The following is a 16,490-nucleotide window of genomic DNA, read 5'->3' as shown; positions in this document are numbered from 1 at the left end:
TGGGACCGGGAGCGGACGGCGTTGGGGGGCACCACCGTCCGCTCCCGGAGTTCGGGAGTCAGCCCTTGATCTCGGTCCAGGCGCGGGTCCACTCGCCGTAGTCCTTGCACTTGACGTCGGTGCGGCCGTCGAGGCACTGCGTGATCGGCGTCGTCCAGTACTGGATCTTCGAGGCGTACGCGGCGTCACCGGCGTGGAAGGTCTCGCAGTGCGCCTTGTTCTTGGTTTCGGCGCACGCCTTGGGGTTCGACGGCGATTCGCCGAAGTACTCGGCCACCTGCGCGTTGGCGTTCGGACTGATGATGTGGTTCAGCCACTTGTAGGAGCACGTCTTGTGCGGCGACTTCGCCGACACCATCCAGGTGTCCGACCAGCCGGTCGCGCCTTCGGACGGCAGCACGGATTCGACCGGCGCGCCCTCGCTCTTGGTCAGGTTCACCGTCACCTGCCAGGCGGTGCCGACGACGGCGTCGCCGCTCTTGAGCGCCTGGCTCTCCTTCAGATAGTCCGACCAGTACTCCGCGACCATCGGGCGCTGCTGCTTGAGCAGGTCGACGGCGGCCTGGAACTGCTTGTCGTCCAAGGCATACGGGTTCTTGATGCCGAGTTCGGGTTTGTGCGTCTGCAGGTACAGCGCGGCGTCGGCGATGTAGATCGGCGAGTCGTAGGCGGTGATCTTGCCCTTGTACGGGCTGTTCGCGTCGAACATGACGGACCACGACGTCGGCGCCGGGGTCACCTTGTCGGTGCGCCAGGTGAGCAGGTTCGCGCCCCAGCCGTGCGGCACGCCGTAGGAAACGTTGTTCACACTGTTCCACGGGCGGTTCTTGAGGAAGTCGAAGACGTCGGCGTAGTTCGGCACGAGCGCGGTGTTCACCGGTTCGACGTCTCCGGACGCGATGAGCCGCAGCGAAGCGTCACCGGAGGCGGAGATGACGTCGTACTGTCCGGTCTTCATCAGGCTCACGGCCTCGTCGGAGGTGCCGAACGCCTTGACGTTGACCTTGCAGCCGGTCTCCTTCTCGAAGCCGGTGACCCAGTCGACGGCCGGGTCGTTGGAGCCGTTCTCCGCGTAGCCGGGCCAGGCCAGCACGTTGACCTGGCCTTCCGGCTGGCCGAGTTGCGCGAGCGCGTCGAGCTTCGGCGGGGTGAAGCCCTGCCCGCCGGGCGCGGCCGCGGTCGAACTGGATCCGGAGGTTCCGCAGGCGGCCACGAGCAGGCCGGCGCCGAGCAGGCCGGCGAGCGCGAGTTTCCTGTTCTTCATTGAACAACCTTTCGGTGCTGGGGAGAACTAACCGGCTTCGGGGACGCGGAAACTGTGTTCGTGCCGCCAGCTCAGGCGGACACGGCCGCCATCGAAGCCCGCGGGTTCGGCGGTGTTCTGCCGGACCACGGAGAGCTGGCCGCCGGCGTCGAGGGTGACCTCGTAGCGCACGGTCGCGCCGGCGTAGACGGTGTTGGTGACGGTGCCGGTGGCGCTGGTTTCGCCGACGTCCGCGGATTTCGAGAGATCGGCGTCGATGCGGATCTTTTCGGGGCGGATGCTGAACACACCGGGTTTGCCGATGATGTTCTCGGCGCCGCCGCCGCTGAGCAGGTTCGAGGTGCCGACGAAGCCGGCGACGAACGGCGACGCGGGCCGTTCGTAGACCTCGACCGGTGAGCCGACCTGTTCGATGCGGCCGGCGTTGAACACCGCGATGCGGTCGCTCATCGTCAACGCCTCGTCCTGGTCGTGGGTGACGAAGATGAAGGTGATGCCGACGTCGCGCTGGATCTGTTTCAGCTCGGTCTGCATGGTGTGGCGCAGTTTCAGGTCGAGGGCGCCGAGTGGTTCGTCGAGCAGGAGCACCTTCGGCCGGTTGACCAAAGCCCTGGCGAGCGCGACGCGCTGACGCTGGCCGCCGGAGAGCTGGTCGGGTTTGCGCTCGCCGAACTCGCCGAGCCGAACAGTGTCGAGAGCGTCCTTCGCGCGTTGACGCCGCTCCGCGCGGGGGACGCGCTTCACCCGGAGGCCGTACTCGACGTTCTGCTGCACGGTCATGTGCGGGAAGAGCGCGTAGTCCTGGAAGACGGTGTTGACGTCGCGGTCGAAGGGCGCGAGGCGGCTGACGTCGCGGCCGTGCAGTTCGATCTTGCCCGCGGTCGGCAGTTCGAAGCCGGCGATCATGCGGAGCACGGTCGTCTTGCCGGAGCCGGACGGGCCGAGCATCGAGAAGAACTCACCGGGCGGGATGTCGAGGTCGACGCCGTCGACCGCGTGGACCTGGCCGAACTCCTTGCGCAGCCCGCGCAGCCGGATGGCCGGAACCGCGCCTCCACCTGCGGAAGTGATAGCAAAGGTCCCTTGCTCCCCCGCGGCGGTCGTTGGCGCTTGATGAGGCATGGCGTGCCTTTCGGTGGTCGTCACAGCGCGCTCATCACGTGCTTGACGCGGGTGTAGTCCTCGAGGCCGTAGAGCGAGAGGTCCTTGCCGTAGCCGGACTTCTTGAAGCCGCCGTGCGGCATTTCGGCGACCAGCGGGATATGCGTGTTGATCCACACGCAGCCGAAGTCGAGCTTCCCCGCCAGCCGCATCGCCCGCTGGTGGTCGGTGGTCCACACCGACGACGCGAGCGCGTAGTCGACGCCGTTGGCCGCGGCGAGCGCTTCGGCTTCGGTCTCGAAGCGCTGCACGGTGATTACCGGGCCGAAGACCTCCGTCTGGCTGATCTCATCGTCCTGCCGGACGCCGGAGATCACCGTCGGTTCGTAGAAGTAACCCTCGTCCCCATGCCGTTTACCTCCACAGTGGACCGTCGCGTGCGCGGGCAGCCGGTCGACGAAACCGGCGACCCGGTCGAGCTGGGCGGCGTTGTTGAGCGGCCCGTAGGTGACCGACGTGTCGTCGGGTTTGCCGGTGGTCGTCGCCCGCGCCTGCCGGGTGAGGGCGGCGACGAACGTGTCGTGGACTTCGTCGGCGACCAGGACACGCGTCGCCGCCGTACAGTCCTGGCCCGCGTTGAAGTACCCGGCGACGGCGATGCCCTCAGCAGCCGCTTCGATGTCCGCGTCCGCGAAGACCACTACGGGCGCTTTGCCGCCGAGCTCGAGGTGTACGCGCTTCACGTCCTTCGCGGCCGAAGCGGCGACTTCGATCCCGGCGCGGACGGAGCCGGTGATGGACACCATCGCGGGGATCTCGTGCTCGACGAGCGCGCGTCCGGTGTCGCGGTCCCCGCAGATCACGTTGAGCACGCCGGGCGGCAGGAATTCGGCGCAGATCTCGGCGAGGAGCAGGGTCGACGCGGGTGTCGTGTCGGCCGGTTTGAGCACCACGGTGTTGCCCGCGGCGAGCGCGGGGGCGATCTTCCAGACCGCCATGAGGAGCGGATAGTTCCACGGCGTAACCTGCGCGCACACGCCGATCGGCTCTCGGCGGACGAAAGAGGTATGCCCTTCCATGTATTCGCCCGCCGACCGTCCTTCGAGGACACGCGCGGCCCCCGCGAAGAACCGCAACTGGTCGACGATCATCGGCAGTTCCTCGGCCGCGGTGAGCGCGATCGGCTTGCCGGTGTTCGCCGATTCGACGAGTACGAGGCCGTCCGCGCGCGCTTCGACGGCGTCGGCGATCTTCAGCAGCGCGAGCTGGCGCTGCGCGGGCGTGGTGCCGCGCCAGGTTTCGAAGGCGGCGGCCGCGACTTCGAGCGCGCGGTCGACGTCTTCGGGGCCGGCGACGGCGGCGGTGCAATACGGGCGGCCGGTGACGGGATCGACGATGTCGGCGACCTGGCCCGACGCGGATCCGCTGTACTCACCGCCGATGAAGTGCTTCAACTGCTGCACGAGAGCTCCTGGCTACTGGGCCTGGGGGCGTGAGGCGATAGCAAAGGTCCCCTGCTCCCTTGTGGGGCGGCGCGGGAGCTAAAACATATAAGTCCAGATGTTAAATGACAAGACGATGGGGCAAGATTGGTTCCATCGGGTAGCGGTACGGGCGAAGGGCCACCATGCGTAAGGGGATGTCGCACAGCGCGCGATCAGCGATGTTCGCGCCGCTCGACCAGATCGGCCGGGCGGAAGCGGTCACCGCGCGGCTGGTCGACGCCATCACTCTCGGGCTGCTGGCCGACTCAGAGCAGCTGCCGAGCGAAGCCGAGCTGGCGTCGCAGTTCGGTGTCTCCACCGTGACGGTTCGCGAAGCGCTCGTGGCCTTGCGGCAACAGGGGCTTGTGGAGACGCGACGCGGCCGAGGCGGCGGAAGCTTCGTGAAGACGCCTGCCAACCCTTCGGCTGCTTCGTGGCGAGAGCGCCTTCGCACGGTTTCGCTGTCCGAACTCCGTGACGTCGGCGATCACTATCTCGCCATCGCGGGCGCCGCGGCCAAACTCGCCGCCGAGCGGAGTTCGCCCGAGGACATCGAGCGTCTCGAATTGGCGACCGAGGACATCCGCACCGCCACCGGCGCGGAGGCATCGCGCGCCGAGCGCCAGTTCCATCTCGAAGTCGCCGCGGCCGCCCAATCACCGCGGCTGACCAGAGAAGAAGTGCAACTGCAGAGCGAACGAGGCGGATTGCTGTGGCTGCCGCTCGAGCCGCACGGCACCCGCGAGAACGCCTACGCCGAACACCGCGCGATCGCCGCCGCCATCGCGGAGGGCGACGGCGAGCTGGCCAGAAAGCTCACCGAGGAGCACATCCTCGAAGCGATAGACCGGCTGGCGGACGTGCATTTAGACCTTCTGGCCCCTTAAGCTGCGGCATCCGCGCATCCGAGGTGAGCATCGTGAACGACACACCGTCCGCCGGTTCCGAGGTCGTGGAACAGGTATCCACCCTGGTCGAGGACGTCTTCGGCCGACTGAAGCCGGTACTGGCCGGCGCCGAAGGGCTCCTGGCCGCATCCGCCGATGCCACCGCCGGAGACCTGACCCGCCTCCGGCCGCAGGTCTTCGACGTCCTCGGCGGCCTGGTCGTCGGTGCCGGGTTCATCAGCGCGCCGAACGCGCTGACCGATCAGGAATTCGCCTTCGAATGGTGGACCGAGACCGGCGACGCCGAGCCGGCGCAACTGGTCATCAGCCTCGATCCGGCCAGTGAGAACTTCCTGGACTACACCCGGCAGTCGTGGTTCACCGTCCCGCGTGACACCGGCCGCCGCCACATCAACGGCCCATACGTCGATTACCTCTGCACCGACGAATACACGTTGACCTTCACGGTCCCCGTCCAGCGCGCCGGGACTTTCGCGGGGGTCGTCGGCGCGGACATCTACGTGCGCGAAGTCGAGCGCCTGCTGGCACCGAAGCTACGCGCGCTCGGCGGCCGCGCGGCGCTGGTCAACGCCCAAGGCCGGGTGATCGTGTCGAACAACGCGCGCCAGGCGACCGGTTCCCTGGTGCGCGACGTCGACGTCCCGGCCTGGTGGTCCGCCGGCGCGGAGCCGGTCACGACGGAGACCGGCACGCACCTGCGACGCTGCGGAGACTCGCCGATCGCCCTGGTCAGGTCCGAGCGCTGACCTGCAGCGCGAGCCAGAATTCGGCGCGCACGCCAGGGGAATCGAGATCACGGCCGGTCAGTTCGGTGACCTTGCGCATGCGATTGCGCAAGGTGTGCCGGTGCACGCCGAGCCGCGCGGACGCCAGATCCCAATGACCGTGGTGTTCGAGCCAGCAGGTCAGTGAGGCGACCAGCTCGCCACGACCGGTCTTGTCATGGTGTCGCAGTGGCGCCAGCAGACTGTCCGAAAACGCTTGCGCCGCTTGGGAATCGACCATCTCCAGAAAACCGCGCCCAGCGTGTTCGGCGAACCGGACCAACGGGGACCGTTCGGCCTTCGCCGCTTCCGCCGCCTGTTTCGCCTGCCGGAGCCCGGCCGGGAAATCCACTGTGGACACCGGATCGGACAGCCCGGCGTGCAGCCCGCCGGTCCGGGACACCAGCAGGGTGACGGTTTCCACGTCGCCGAGCGCGACCACGAACGCCCCGGACTCGCCGAAGAACACCGACTCCCCGGACACTTCGGCGTCGAGCGATTCGGCGAGCGACCGGCGCGCGCCCGCGGCACCGGTGACGGCGAGCACGGACCACGGCGCTTCCGGGACACCGCCCCAGAGTGACTTCATCGTGCGCGTGGCGAGCTCGGTGTGCCCGGCGGCGAGCAGGTCGATCGTCCCCGACCTCAGCCGTCGCAAGGCACCGACGTGCTCGCGGTTCTGTTCCAGGGCAAGGGAAAGCAAGGATACAGCGGTGTTGACGATGTGCTGCCCCGCGGCGTCGAGCGGTTCACGGGTGCCGACGGCGAGCACGCCTCGGGCACGGGTGTCCAGCGTCTGCAGGACGACCTCGTACTCCCCCGCCACCGTCACCAGCGTGCCCGCGCGCAGCCGCGCGAAGTCATCCTGGAGTCCGTCGGCGAAGGGTCTCGCGGATGGCGAAGCCTCAGTGACCGCACCGGACGAGTCGAGCAGGAGCACCCAGCCGTCGACCAGCTTCGCCAGTTTGCGCACCACCCCGCCGGGCCCGCCCTTGCCGACGGCCGTCCTGGTCAGCTCCTGCTGCCCCTTGCCGGTGCGCACGAGCGAGGCGTATTCGTCGGCGGCGACCGCACGGGAGACCGCTCGCGTGATCGCGATGAACGGCGTCTTCCTCGGCACTTCGAGCACCGGCAGCCCGACCTCGTGCGCGGTGTCCACAAGGGACTGAGGGATGCTCTCGTGGCTGAGGCCGACGCCGAAACCGAGCCCCGCCACGCCGGCGTCGACGAGCCGCCGGATGTACCCGGGCGACGTGGTCTCATCGAGGGCAAGGCCGGTGGTCAGCAGCAGTTCACCGCCTTCGAGGAAGGCCTGCGGATCGGTCAGTTCGGTGGGGTGGACCCAGCCGATCGGCCGGTCGAGCCCGGCCTCCGCCGCACGCACCCGCAGGCCGAGCGGGCGTTCGGCCACCAGTGCGGCGAGGGTCAGTGCCATGTTGTCCAACTCTACGCCTCGATATCGACAAGATGTCGAGCTGACGCGGGCCGGGCGGGCTCCCATCCTGGAGGGCGACCCCGTCCCTCGCGTCCGCAGGAGTCTGGCCGTGACCGTCACCACCGAAACCCAGCGCAGGCTGCGCACCGAGATCCCCGGCCCCGCCTCGCGCGCACTGCAGGAGCGACGCGCCGCCGTCGTCGCCGCGGGCGTGAGTTCGGTGCTGCCCGTCTACGTCACCTCCGCCGAGGGCGGCCTGCTCACCGACGCCGACGGCAACGTCCTGATCGACTTCGGTTCCGGCATCGCGGTGACCAACGTCGGCCACGCCGCCCCGGCCGTCGTGGACCGCGTCCGCGAGCAGGTCGGCCGGTTCACGCACACGTGTTTCATGGTCACGCCGTACGAGGGATACGTCGAGGTGTGCGAAGCACTCGACAAGCTGACGCCGGGCACCCACGAGAAGCGTTCGGTGCTGTTCAACTCCGGCGCCGAAGCCGTCGAGAACGCGGTGAAGATCGCCCGCGCCGCGACCGGGCGTCAGGCCGTCGTCGTGTTCGACCACGCCTACCACGGCCGCACCAACCTGACGATGGCGCTGACCGCGAAGTCCATTCCCTACAAGCACGGTTTCGGCCCGTTCGCGCCCGAGGTGTACCGCGTGCCCGGCTCGTACCCGTACCGCGACGGGCTGTCCGGCCCCGAAGCCGCGCGGATCGCCATCGACCGCATCGAGAAGCAGATCGGCGGCGACCAGGTCGCGGCCGTCGTGCTGGAGCCGGTTCAGGGTGAAGGCGGCTTCATCGAGCCCGCTCCCGGCTTCCTGCCCGCGCTTTCCCGCTGGTGCACCGAAAACGGCGTCGTGTTCGTCGCCGACGAGGTGCAGACCGGTTTCTGCCGCACCGGCGAGTGGTTCGCGTCCACGCACGAAGACGTCGTGCCCGACCTGATCGCCACCGCCAAGGGCATCGCGGGCGGGCTGCCGCTCGCCGCCGTCACCGGCCGCGCGGAACTGCTCGACGCCGTCCCGCCGGGCGGGCTCGGCGGAACCTACGGCGGTAACCCGATCGCGTGTGCCGCGGCGCTCGGCTCGATCGAGGTCATGCGCCAGGAGAACCTCGCGGCGTCGGCGAAGCGCATCGAGGACACGGTGCTGCCGCGGCTGCGCGCGCTGGCCGAGGAGACCGGTGTGATCGGCGACGTCCGCGGCCGCGGCGCGATGCTGGCCGCCGAGTTCGTCAAGCCGGGCACCACCGAACCCGACGCCGACCTGACCAAGCGGATCGCGCAGGCCTGCCACCAGGCAGGCGTCGTCGTCCTCACCTGCGGCACCTACGGCAACGTCGTCCGCCTGCTGCCGCCGCTGTCCCTGTCCGCCGAACTGCTCGACGAGGGACTGTCCGTCCTCGAGCACGCTGTCCGCACGGAGGCCTCCAAGTGACTACATTCCCCTTCTGGGTAGCCGGAAAGCCGGTCACCAGCGGCGAGACCGTCGTCGTCCGTCACTCCTTCGACGGGAGCGAGGCCGGGTCGCACCACGTTCCGTCCACTTCGGACATCGAGACCGCCGTGCAGGCGGCGCACGACGTCCAGGAGGAGTTCGCGACGCTGCCCGCGCACGTCCGAGCGGGTGCGTTGGACCACGTGTCCCGAGTTTTGGGTGAGCGGTCCGAAGAGCTCGCACAGCTGATCACCGCCGAGTCGGGCAAGCCGCTGAAGTGGGCGCGCGGCGAGGTCGGGCGCGCGGCGTCGACGTTCCGCTGGGCCGCCGAGGAGGCCCGCCGGTTCTCCGGTGACCTGCAGCGGCTCGACACCGACCCGGGCGGCACCGGACGGCTCGCGCTGGTCCGCCGTGTCCCGAAGGGCCCGGTGCTGGGCATCACGCCGTTCAACTTCCCGCTGAACCTGGTGGCGCACAAGGTCGCGCCGGCGATCGCGGTCGGCGCGCCGATCGTGCTCAAGCCCGCGCCCGCGACACCGCTGACCGCGCTGCTGCTCGGCGAGATCCTCGCCGAGACCGGCCTGCCCGCCGGAAGCTGGTCGATTCTCCCGGTCAGCAACGAGGAATCGGCCAAGCTGGTCTCGGACCCGCGGCTGCCGGTCGTGTCGTTCACCGGTTCCGTGCCGGTGGGCTGGGGCATCCGCGACAGCGTGCCGCGCAAGCACGTCGCGCTCGAACTCGGCGGCAACGCGGCGGTACTCGTCTGTCCTGATTGGACGGATCTGGACTTCGCGGCGCAGCGGATCGCGACCTTCGCCATGTACCAAGCGGGCCAGTCGTGCATCTCGGTGCAGCGCGTCTACGCGCACGCCGACGTCTACGACGAGCTCCGGGCGAAGGTGCTGGAGCAGGTGCGCGCGCTCGGGACCGGCAACCCGCGGACGGACGGCGTGGACGTCGGACCGCTGATCAACACCGCCGCCGCTTCCCGGGTGGAATCGTGGATCACGGCGGCCGTCGAGGCGGGCGGCGAGTTGCTGACCGGCGGGAAGCGCGACGGCGCGACCGTCGAGCCGACGGTGCTCGCGAACGTGCCGGAGGACGCGTCGGTGATGGCCGACGAGGTTTTCGGGCCGGTCGTGTCGATCACGCGCGTGGACTCGGTGGAGGACGGGGTGCGCCGGATCAACGACTCGCGCTTCGGCCTTCAGGCGGGCGTGTTCACACGCGACCTGCCGACGGCGTTCGACGTGTCCGCGAAGCTCCGTGTCGGCGGCGTGCTCGTCGGCGACGTGCCGAGCTTCCGCGCCGACCAGATGCCCTACGGCGGTGTGAAGGACTCCGGCGTCGGCCGCGAAGGCCCCGCGTCGGCGATGGCGGACTTCACCGAAGAACGCGTCACCGTCCTGACCGGCCTGACCCTCTGATCCCTCTCGCAATTCGGCACCTGGTTGCGATGGTTCGTTGCGCGAACTATCGCAACCAGGTGACCAGTTGCGTGAGGTGAGAGTGGGCTTCGACGAGCGAAGGGCCGTACCAGGTCAGATAGCGCCCGGAGACCAGGACGTGCTTCGCGCCGGGGAACGCTTCGGGGCCGTCGTCCGCGGTGAACTCGTAGGGCTCGTCGGGCAGCACGAGCAGGTTCGCGTCTCCGGCCGCGAAGCGCGCTTGGAGCTCGTCGAGCTTCGGACGCGGGTAGCGCGCTTCGTCGTCCGCGTAGACGTTTCCGATCCCGACGCGATGCAGGACGTCGCCGCCGAAGGTGTCCCTGCCGAGCACGATCCACGGCTTCCGCCAGACCGGCACGACCGCCCGGAACCGCTCCGGCAGCGTCTCCCGCCAGATCTCTTCGGCTTCGACCAGCCAATCCGGCTCGGCGAGGTCGTAGGCCTGCGTGAGGATCCGCCGGATCGAGGCGAGCGCGCCGGGCACGGTCGCCGACGCCTCCATCACCCAGACCGGAATCCCGTTGGCACATAAGCGTTCTACGTCCTCCGGCCGGTTCTCCTCGGAGTTGGCCAGCACCAGATCCGGCTCGAGTTCGAGCACCTTGTCCACGTTCGGGTACTTCGAGCCACCCACCCTCGGGACGTCCAGATCGACCGGATGGGTGCAGTAGTCCGTGGCGCCCGCGAGCCTTCCCGGCGCGCTCACCTCGACAGCCTCGGTCAGCGACGGAACGAGCGACACCACCCGCGACGCCGGTTCGCGCAGCGGGACCACTTCGCCGAGATCGTCGATCATGCGCGCTCGAAGGACAGTTTCCGTTTGTCGACGTCCACTGCCGTGAGCCGGACCCGGATCCGCTCGCCTTCCGGCGGCTTCTCGCCCGCGCACTTGCCCATCACCGGCGGATTCTCGATCAGGATCTCCGACTTGGAGTCGTCGGCCCGTAGCACGATCGCGTCGAACTCCTCGCCGATGTGCTCGACCATGACCCACGCCTCGACCTGGTCGATGCAGGCACGTTCGACCTTCGCCGCCAGCGTGTCGGAGGCGGTCATCTGCTCCGGCACCTCCGAAAGCGCCGCGCGAACCCACGCGGGCACTTCACGACCGGCGCTCACGGCGAGGCAGATCTCGGTGGCGAATCGGTCGACCAGCCGCCGGATCGGCGCGGTGACGTGGGCGTACGCGCCGCCGATCCCGGCGTGCGTGGTCAAGGCGGGCAGTTCGCCGTCGAACGCGGTGTATCCGGCGCCGCGCAAAAGCCTGGTGGTGTCGGCGAAAAGTGCCATGGAGGCGGGCTGACCGGGGTCGAGCGCGGCCAGGAACTCCGACACGCTCTTGCCTTCGGGCCAGTCGATGTTCAGCGCCTGCGCGGACCGGCGCAGCCATTCGACCGCTTCGGCGTCGGGCTGGGGCAGCGTGCGCAGGACCCCGATCCCGGCGCCGATCATGATCTTGGCCGCGGCCATGCCGGTGAGCAGCGAGATCTCGGCGTTCCACGCGTCGACGTCGTTGCGCGGCCGCTGGATCAGCGCCCAGCCGCCGTCGGGATCGCCGCTGATCTCCTGCTCCGGCAACTGCAGTTCGACCGCGCCGCGCCGGATCGCGAGCTCGCGGCGAAGGCGGCCCAGCTCCGGCAACGCGGCGACCGACGGATGCGGACTCCCCGCGTCGATCGAAGCCTGGACGGTCTCGTAGTCGAACTGTTCGGTGGACCGGACGAGCGCCCGGCGGACGTTCGTCGCCGTCGGCTCGCCGCCCGCGTCGACGTCGATGGTCCACAGCACCGCCGGCCGGGTCTCCCCCGGCAGCAGGCTCGCCGCGCCCTCGGACAGCACCGGCGGGTGCAGCGGGACGTTCCCGTCGGGCAGGTAGAGCGTCTGCCCGCGGCGACGCGCCTCCTTGTCGAGCGCGCCACCCGGCGGGATGAACGCGGCCAGATCGGCGATCGCGTAGTGGACGCGGAACCCGCCGCCCTCGGCGCGCTCGATCAGCACCGCCTGATCGAGGTCCTTGGAACCGGGCGGATCGATGGTGACGAAGGGCAGACCGGTGGCGTCCTCGCGTTCCCCCGCCGACTCGAGCGGGTCGACGACCGCCGCTTCCGCCTCGGCGAGCACGTCGGGCCCGAACGACTCCGGCAGCGAGAACTCGGCTCGAAGGTGACCGAAGTCCCCTCCTGCCGCGTGTGTCCTGATCACGAGTGGAGGCACCACCCAACCCTATCCCGATCCGGCGCCGTTGATCGCCCGTTCGGGTGCGGGCCGGTCGGGTGTACGTTACGGACCGAAATGAAAACCGATACCCTTTTCAAAACGACAGGAAGGTCCGTGGCGTGAAGATCGCGTTCGTCGGGAAGGGCGGCAGCGGGAAGACCACGCTGGCGTCGCTGTTCACCGCGTACCTGGCCGGCGGCGGGAAACCGGTTCTGGCGATCGACGCGGACATCAACCAGCACCTCGCCGTCGCGCTCGGCGCGAGCGAGGAAGAGGCCATCGCGTGGCCGACGCTGGGCGACAACATGGGCCTGATCAAGGAATACCTGCGCGGCGACAACCCGCGGATCGCCGACGCGGCCTCGATGATCAAGACGACCCCGCCGGGGCGCGGGTCGCGGCTGGTCCGGCCGTTCGAGGACAACCCGATCTTCCAGGCGTGCTTCCGCGAGTTCGGCGGCGTACGGCTGGGCGTCACCGGACAGTTCGACGAGGACGACCTCGGCGTCGCGTGCTACCACTCGAAGGTCGGCGCGGCGGAACTGCTGCTGAACCACATGATCGACGACGCGGGTGAATACGTGGTCATGGACATGACCGCCGGCGCCGACGCGTTCGCGTCCGGCCTGTTCACGCGGTTCGACGTGACGTTCCTGGTGTGCGAACCGACCGTGCGCAGCGTCGGCGTGTACCGGCAGTACGCCGACTACGCGCGCGACTTCGGCGTGCGGCTGGTCGTCGTGGGCAACAAGGTCACCGAAGACGAGGACATCGAGTTCCTGCGCGAAGAGGTCGGCGACGCCCTGCTGGGCTGGATGGAGAACTCGCGGCACGTCCGCGCCGCCGAACGCGGCCGCGCGCGCCCCATCGGCGAACTCGAGACGCACAACCTCGCGACGCTGGACTCGATGCTCGCGACCGTCGACGGCGAGCAGCGCGACTGGGCGCGCTACCAGCGGCAGGGCGTCGAGTTCCACCTCCGCAACGCGCGGGCGTGGGGCAGCGGGCGGGCCGGGGAAGACCTCACGGCGCAGGTGGATCCGGAGTTCACGCTGGGCCCGGCTTTGGCGGGGCAAGACGCCTGACCTGCTGTTTTAGCGAGGAAGAGAGCAAGGGACCTTTGCTATCGCTTGGTTGCCTGCGCTAAGCAACGCTAGCAAAGGTCCCTTGCTGATCACGGGCGAGTGGGGCCGACCGGTCTTGATCAACGGAGGATCGGGGACACTCAACGTCCCCGATCCTCCGTTGATCGAGACCGAAATCTGGCGCACGGGCGAGTGTGGAGGCCTGCTGCGACATCCCCGCGGAAATCCTCGTGAGTACCACTCACGAGGGTGACCTCAGGCGCTCAGTCACCGTTCCATTTGGCGTCCTCGGCGTCGGCCTGCCGCGTGCGTTCCTTGGCGATGTCCAGGGCGCGCCGGGCCGTCGCCTCGTCCGGGTACGGGCCGAGGAGGTCGACGCTCCGGCCGCGTTCCAGGTGCTCGACCTGGTTCGTCTTGGTGTTGAAGTACCAGCCCTGATCCGGGTTCGGGTCGCTCGACATACGACAAGCCTGACATCACCCGGACGTCCTGTCATCACTTGCGATAGCGGTACGGGATCTCCGTCGGATCACCGGTCGGGCCGAACTCGGCGCCCTCGGACCGCGCCACCTTCGAGCTTTCCGGCGCGTTCTCAGCGAGCTCGTCGAACCAGCCGCGGTTCATCGGGACGCCGCGCGGCGGGGTCGCGGGTTCCGGCGGAGGTGAAGCGGGCGACACGGGCTGCGGCAGAGGAGGAGCGATCGCGGACGACGGCGGAGTCGTGACAGGCGGCTCCGGTTCGGCTTGGGACGGCGCGGCGGACTGCGCTTCCGGAGTGGCCGGAGGCACGCTCATCTGCGGAGGCGGAGGCGGCGTCTGGTTCGTCGCCGGAGGCTGCATCCGGGTTGGCTGAGGCAGAGTCGGAGGCGAGGCAGGCGGGGGTGCCTGAGGCCCAGCGGGGGCAGAGGGCTGGGCCGGAGGTACCGCTTGGCCGCCCGGCGACGCCGACCCCCCGGACGAAACAGGCGGAGCAGGAGGCACAGACCCGCCCGGCGGCGCGGCAGGCCCACCGGACGGAGGAGCAGGAGGGGCGGGAGGCACGGACGGGGTGACCGTGCGCCACACCGGTGCGGGTCCGATGTTCATCGGCGCCGGGGCGCGTGGCGGCTGCCCGGTCGCGGGCGGCGCGGCCTGCGAAGGCGGCGGAGGCGCCTGGCGCTGCGCGGGCTTCGGGATCGGGTCGAGGCACGAGACGAGCACCGTGGTGTTCGCCGGGTCTTCGATCTTCCGGCCGCTGCGCTCGCGGTAGATCATCTCGCCTTCGGTGTCCATCTCGACCAGGTAGCCGGCCTCGGCCAACTGTTCCTCGTCGAGGTCCACGAGCTTTTCGTAGCGCGACGGGACGACACGGTAGATCGGCCAGGCGAGACGGGCGTTCTCGTGATGGAACTGGGCCAGCAGTGCGGCCATCTGCTGCTGCCATGGCAGCGACATCCCCTCGGCCAGCGAACGCGGCAACACGACATAACCGGGGTCGACGCCCGGCCAGCCTTGGTTCAGCTGATCGGCCAACGGCGTGCTCGACGCCGGCCGGGCGGCGTGCCGCGCGGGTTGGGCGGTACCGAAAAGGTCGCGGGGATCGACCTCCGGGCCGTTGGCCGCCGCGGGCTTGCCTCGCCTTCCGAATTTCCGTGCCACGTTCTTCATCCTCTGCCAGTGTGCGGCCGCTTGCCGGTGGACAGGCCGCCACTTCGGGTGAATCCGATGGTCCCGCGTTCGCGATACCACGCTTTCACCATGCTAAACGCCAGGACGGACCGCCTGCGCGACCACTTCGGCCTCGTCGAAGGAGAAGTCCCGGATGTGCACCGGCACCCCGGTCTGCTGCGCCTCGACGATCTTGCCCTCGCCCAGGTACATCATCACGTGGTGGATGGTCGCCGGATTCGACGGCACGGTGGCGAGGAACAGCAGGTCGCCCGGCTGCGCCTGGCGGACCGGCAGCATCGCGCCGCCCTTGTACTGGTCCCGCGAAACACGCGGGATGATGATCCCGGCCGACTCGTACGCCCGCAGCATCAACCCGGAACAGTCGTAGCTGTTCGGCCCCGTGGCGCCCCAGACGTACGGCTTGCCCTGCTCGCCGAGCGCGAACTTGATGGCCTGCGCGGCGGCCTGGCTCGGCGGCACCACGCTGCCCACGCTCGACCCACAGCCGACGACGTCGACGATCTGGCCCTCGTTCTGCACGAGGAGGGCCGCCATCGGCTCCCAGTTGTGGTACCGGTCGGGGAAGCCGGACCGCTCCACCCGCTGCGCGGCGTCACCGGGACGCATGTTCTCCCAGTTCGGCACCGCGAGCAGTACGTCGTAGAACTTGTTGACCTGGTACGGCGGGTCGGTGACCTGCGCGACGGTGCCCCAGCCCATCGACGGCCGCATCTGGAAGATGCCGAGCGAGTCGCGGTCGCCGTAGGTCAGGTTGCGCAGCTTGGACTCGGTCATCCCGGCCTGGATCGCCACCTGCCACGCCCGCGGGGACAGCGTCCGCTGCTTGCCGATCGAGATGATCAGCGCGACGATCCCCTTCTGTTCTTCGTCGAGTTTGTTCACGTCCGAAGAACCGCGGTCGGCCTGCCCTGGCAGGGTCGGCCCGATCGACGCGTCGCAAGAGGTCTTGACGACGCCGCCCGCCTGGGCCTCCATGTGGTCGGTCACCACCTCGGTGACCTTGCTCGTGGTGACCACCGCGGCGAAGACCGCGGCGATCAGCACGCCGACGATGATCCCGATCTTCATCGGGTCAGCCCGCTTGCGTGAACTTGGTGACCCGCCATCCCGGGTTCGTCTTGACGACGGTGACCCGGACCTTGGGCCCGTCCGTCGGGACGTCGACCTCCATCGATCCGGTGACCGAGGACGCGACCTGCGGCTCCCCGGAGACCCTGGTCGCGGTGATGTTCGCGGGATCCACGGTCGTCAGTTCCCCGGCCAGGTACTCCTCGGTGGTGTACGGCTTCAGTCCGTTCAGCCACTGGTCTGTCGTCGTGCCGTCGGGATGGTTCGCCCATGCCGTCACCCACTCCTTGGCGACCCGGACCCCGTCCTGGTCGACCGGCGCGGAAGACGGCGGCGGCTGGGTGGTGATCCTCGGCGGCAGCGTCGACGTCACGGTCACCGGCGCCGCGACGCCGGGACGCGAAGTGGCTGTCGCCGAAGCACCCGGCCCGGTGGCCGTCTGTCCCGGTTTTCCGATGGCCTTCGGCAGCACGATGCCCAGCGCGGTGAACAGCACCGCGAGGATCACCAGCGTGCCGATGAGGTGGCGGGGCGAGCGCAGCGGCCAGCCCCACAGTCTGCGGTAGACCGCGGTGCGCCCGCGGTTGGTCCGGATCGGCATGGG

15 protein-coding genes are annotated in these 16,490 nt (G+C 69.3%); 5 read left to right on the top strand and 10 right to left on the bottom strand.

Going from position 1 to position 16,490, the window contains the following annotated elements:
- Nucleotides 1–58: 58 nt before the first annotated feature.
- The 3 genes from DL991_RS04320 to DL991_RS04310 are packed head-to-tail and all read right to left on the bottom strand — an operon-like array spanning nt 59 to nt 3,828.
- A complete protein-coding gene (locus tag DL991_RS04320) occupies nt 59–1,264 on the bottom strand; it encodes an ABC transporter substrate-binding protein (RefSeq protein ID WP_125781130.1) in 1,206 nt (401 codons plus the stop codon).
- 27 nt (nt 1,265–1,291) lie between these two features.
- Nucleotides 1,292–2,386 (bottom strand): ABC transporter ATP-binding protein, encoded by a 1,095-nt coding sequence (locus tag DL991_RS04315; protein ID WP_370305550.1) that lies wholly within the window; start codon nt 2,384–2,386, stop codon nt 1,292–1,294.
- Between the two features lie 20 nt (nt 2,387–2,406).
- A complete protein-coding gene (locus DL991_RS04310; protein WP_125781126.1) occupies nt 2,407–3,828 on the bottom strand; it encodes a gamma-aminobutyraldehyde dehydrogenase in 1,422 nt (473 codons plus the stop codon).
- A gap of 164 nt (nt 3,829–3,992) precedes the next feature.
- On the opposite strand from DL991_RS04310, the gene DL991_RS04305 reads away from it, so the two are divergent.
- Together DL991_RS04305 and DL991_RS04300 are read left to right on the top strand one after the other, a co-directional pair.
- Nucleotides 3,993–4,736, top strand: coding sequence for a FadR/GntR family transcriptional regulator (locus DL991_RS04305; protein WP_125781124.1), 744 nt, complete (start codon nt 3,993–3,995; stop codon nt 4,734–4,736).
- 32 nt (nt 4,737–4,768) lie between these two features.
- Complete coding sequence (locus DL991_RS04300) at nt 4,769–5,503, top strand: cache domain-containing protein (protein WP_125781122.1); 735 nt, start codon at nt 4,769–4,771, stop codon at nt 5,501–5,503.
- On the opposite strand, the gene DL991_RS04295 is transcribed toward DL991_RS04300, so the two are convergent.
- On the bottom strand, nt 5,487–6,956 hold the full coding sequence (locus DL991_RS04295) for a PucR family transcriptional regulator (protein ID WP_199753811.1): 1,470 nt from the start codon (nt 6,954–6,956) through the stop codon (nt 5,487–5,489). The two genes, DL991_RS04300 and DL991_RS04295, sit on opposite strands and share 17 nt — an antisense overlap.
- 109 nt (nt 6,957–7,065) lie before the next feature.
- On the opposite strand from DL991_RS04295, the gene gabT reads away from it, so the two are divergent.
- On the top strand, nt 7,066–8,397 hold the full coding sequence (gabT, locus tag DL991_RS04290; RefSeq protein WP_199753809.1) for a 4-aminobutyrate--2-oxoglutarate transaminase: 1,332 nt from the start codon (nt 7,066–7,068) through the stop codon (nt 8,395–8,397).
- The gene (locus tag DL991_RS04285; RefSeq protein WP_125781118.1) at nt 8,394–9,824 is read left to right on the top strand and encodes an aldehyde dehydrogenase family protein; all 1,431 of its coding nucleotides are present in this window, start codon (nt 8,394–8,396) and stop codon (nt 9,822–9,824) included. The genes gabT and DL991_RS04285 overlap by 4 nt, the downstream gene beginning before the upstream one ends.
- A 46-nt stretch (nt 9,825–9,870) precedes the next feature.
- On the opposite strand, the gene DL991_RS04280 is transcribed toward DL991_RS04285, so the two are convergent.
- Both DL991_RS04280 and DL991_RS04275 read right to left on the bottom strand, forming a co-directional pair.
- Complete coding sequence (locus tag DL991_RS04280; protein ID WP_125781116.1) at nt 9,871–10,641, bottom strand: helical backbone metal receptor; 771 nt, start codon at nt 10,639–10,641, stop codon at nt 9,871–9,873.
- Nucleotides 10,638–12,047 carry an RNB domain-containing ribonuclease gene (locus tag DL991_RS04275; RefSeq protein ID WP_125781211.1) on the bottom strand — a complete coding sequence of 470 codons (1,410 nt, stop codon included), beginning with the start codon at nt 12,045–12,047 and terminating at the stop codon, nt 10,638–10,640. The genes DL991_RS04280 and DL991_RS04275 overlap by 4 nt, the downstream gene beginning before the upstream one ends.
- Nucleotides 12,048–12,181: 134 nt before the next feature.
- Here DL991_RS04275 and DL991_RS04270 point away from each other — a divergent pair, with 134 nt between their 5' ends.
- On the top strand, nt 12,182–13,147 hold the full coding sequence (locus tag DL991_RS04270; protein WP_125781114.1) for an AAA family ATPase: 966 nt from the start codon (nt 12,182–12,184) through the stop codon (nt 13,145–13,147).
- A 263-nt stretch (nt 13,148–13,410) separates the two neighbouring features.
- Here DL991_RS04270 and DL991_RS04265 read toward each other — a convergent pair whose 3' ends face one another.
- The 4 genes from DL991_RS04265 to DL991_RS04250 form a co-directional block, all read right to left on the bottom strand.
- The gene (locus DL991_RS04265) at nt 13,411–13,608 is read right to left on the bottom strand and encodes a hypothetical protein (RefSeq protein WP_076163388.1); all 198 of its coding nucleotides are present in this window, start codon (nt 13,606–13,608) and stop codon (nt 13,411–13,413) included.
- A gap of 34 nt (nt 13,609–13,642) precedes the next feature.
- Nucleotides 13,643–14,794, bottom strand: coding sequence for a hypothetical protein (locus DL991_RS04260; RefSeq protein ID WP_370305525.1), 1,152 nt, complete (start codon nt 14,792–14,794; stop codon nt 13,643–13,645).
- A 93-nt stretch (nt 14,795–14,887) separates the two neighbouring features.
- Nucleotides 14,888–15,886, bottom strand: coding sequence for a C40 family peptidase (locus DL991_RS04255; protein ID WP_125781110.1), 999 nt, complete (start codon nt 15,884–15,886; stop codon nt 14,888–14,890).
- Between the two features lie 4 nt (nt 15,887–15,890).
- Nucleotides 15,891–16,487, bottom strand: coding sequence for a hypothetical protein (locus DL991_RS04250; RefSeq protein ID WP_125781108.1), 597 nt, complete (start codon nt 16,485–16,487; stop codon nt 15,891–15,893).
- Between the last annotated feature and the right edge of the window lie 3 nt (nt 16,488–16,490).

The sequence above is a fragment of the Amycolatopsis sp. WAC 01375 genome, from assembly GCF_003947325.1.
GTDB lineage: Bacteria > Actinomycetota > Actinomycetes > Mycobacteriales > Pseudonocardiaceae > Amycolatopsis.
Note: the sequence above shows the minus strand (reverse complement) of the source record. Positions and strands in the feature narration are given on the sequence as shown.

Excerpts from the sequence above, each read along its gene's own strand:
- DL991_RS04295 (WP_199753811.1), bottom strand. The coding sequence starts at position 6,956 with ATGGCACTGACCCTCGCCGCACTGGTGGCCGAACGCCCGCTCGGCCTG.
- DL991_RS04315 (WP_370305550.1), bottom strand. The coding sequence starts at position 2,386 with ATGCCTCATCAAGCGCCAACGACCGCCGCGGGGGAGCAAGGGACCTTT.
- DL991_RS04320 (WP_125781130.1), bottom strand. The coding sequence starts at position 1,264 with ATGAAGAACAGGAAACTCGCGCTCGCCGGCCTGCTCGGCGCCGGCCTG.
- DL991_RS04280 (WP_125781116.1), bottom strand. The coding sequence starts at position 10,641 with ATGATCGACGATCTCGGCGAAGTGGTCCCGCTGCGCGAACCGGCGTCG.
- DL991_RS04255 (WP_125781110.1), bottom strand. The coding sequence starts at position 15,886 with ATGAAGATCGGGATCATCGTCGGCGTGCTGATCGCCGCGGTCTTCGCC.
- DL991_RS04305 (WP_125781124.1), top strand. The coding sequence starts at position 3,993 with ATGCGTAAGGGGATGTCGCACAGCGCGCGATCAGCGATGTTCGCGCCG.
- DL991_RS04260 (WP_370305525.1), bottom strand. The coding sequence starts at position 14,794 with ATGAAGAACGTGGCACGGAAATTCGGAAGGCGAGGCAAGCCCGCGGCG.
- DL991_RS04265 (WP_076163388.1), bottom strand. The coding sequence starts at position 13,608 with ATGTCGAGCGACCCGAACCCGGATCAGGGCTGGTACTTCAACACCAAG.
- DL991_RS04250 (WP_125781108.1), bottom strand. The coding sequence starts at position 16,487 with ATGCCGATCCGGACCAACCGCGGGCGCACCGCGGTCTACCGCAGACTG.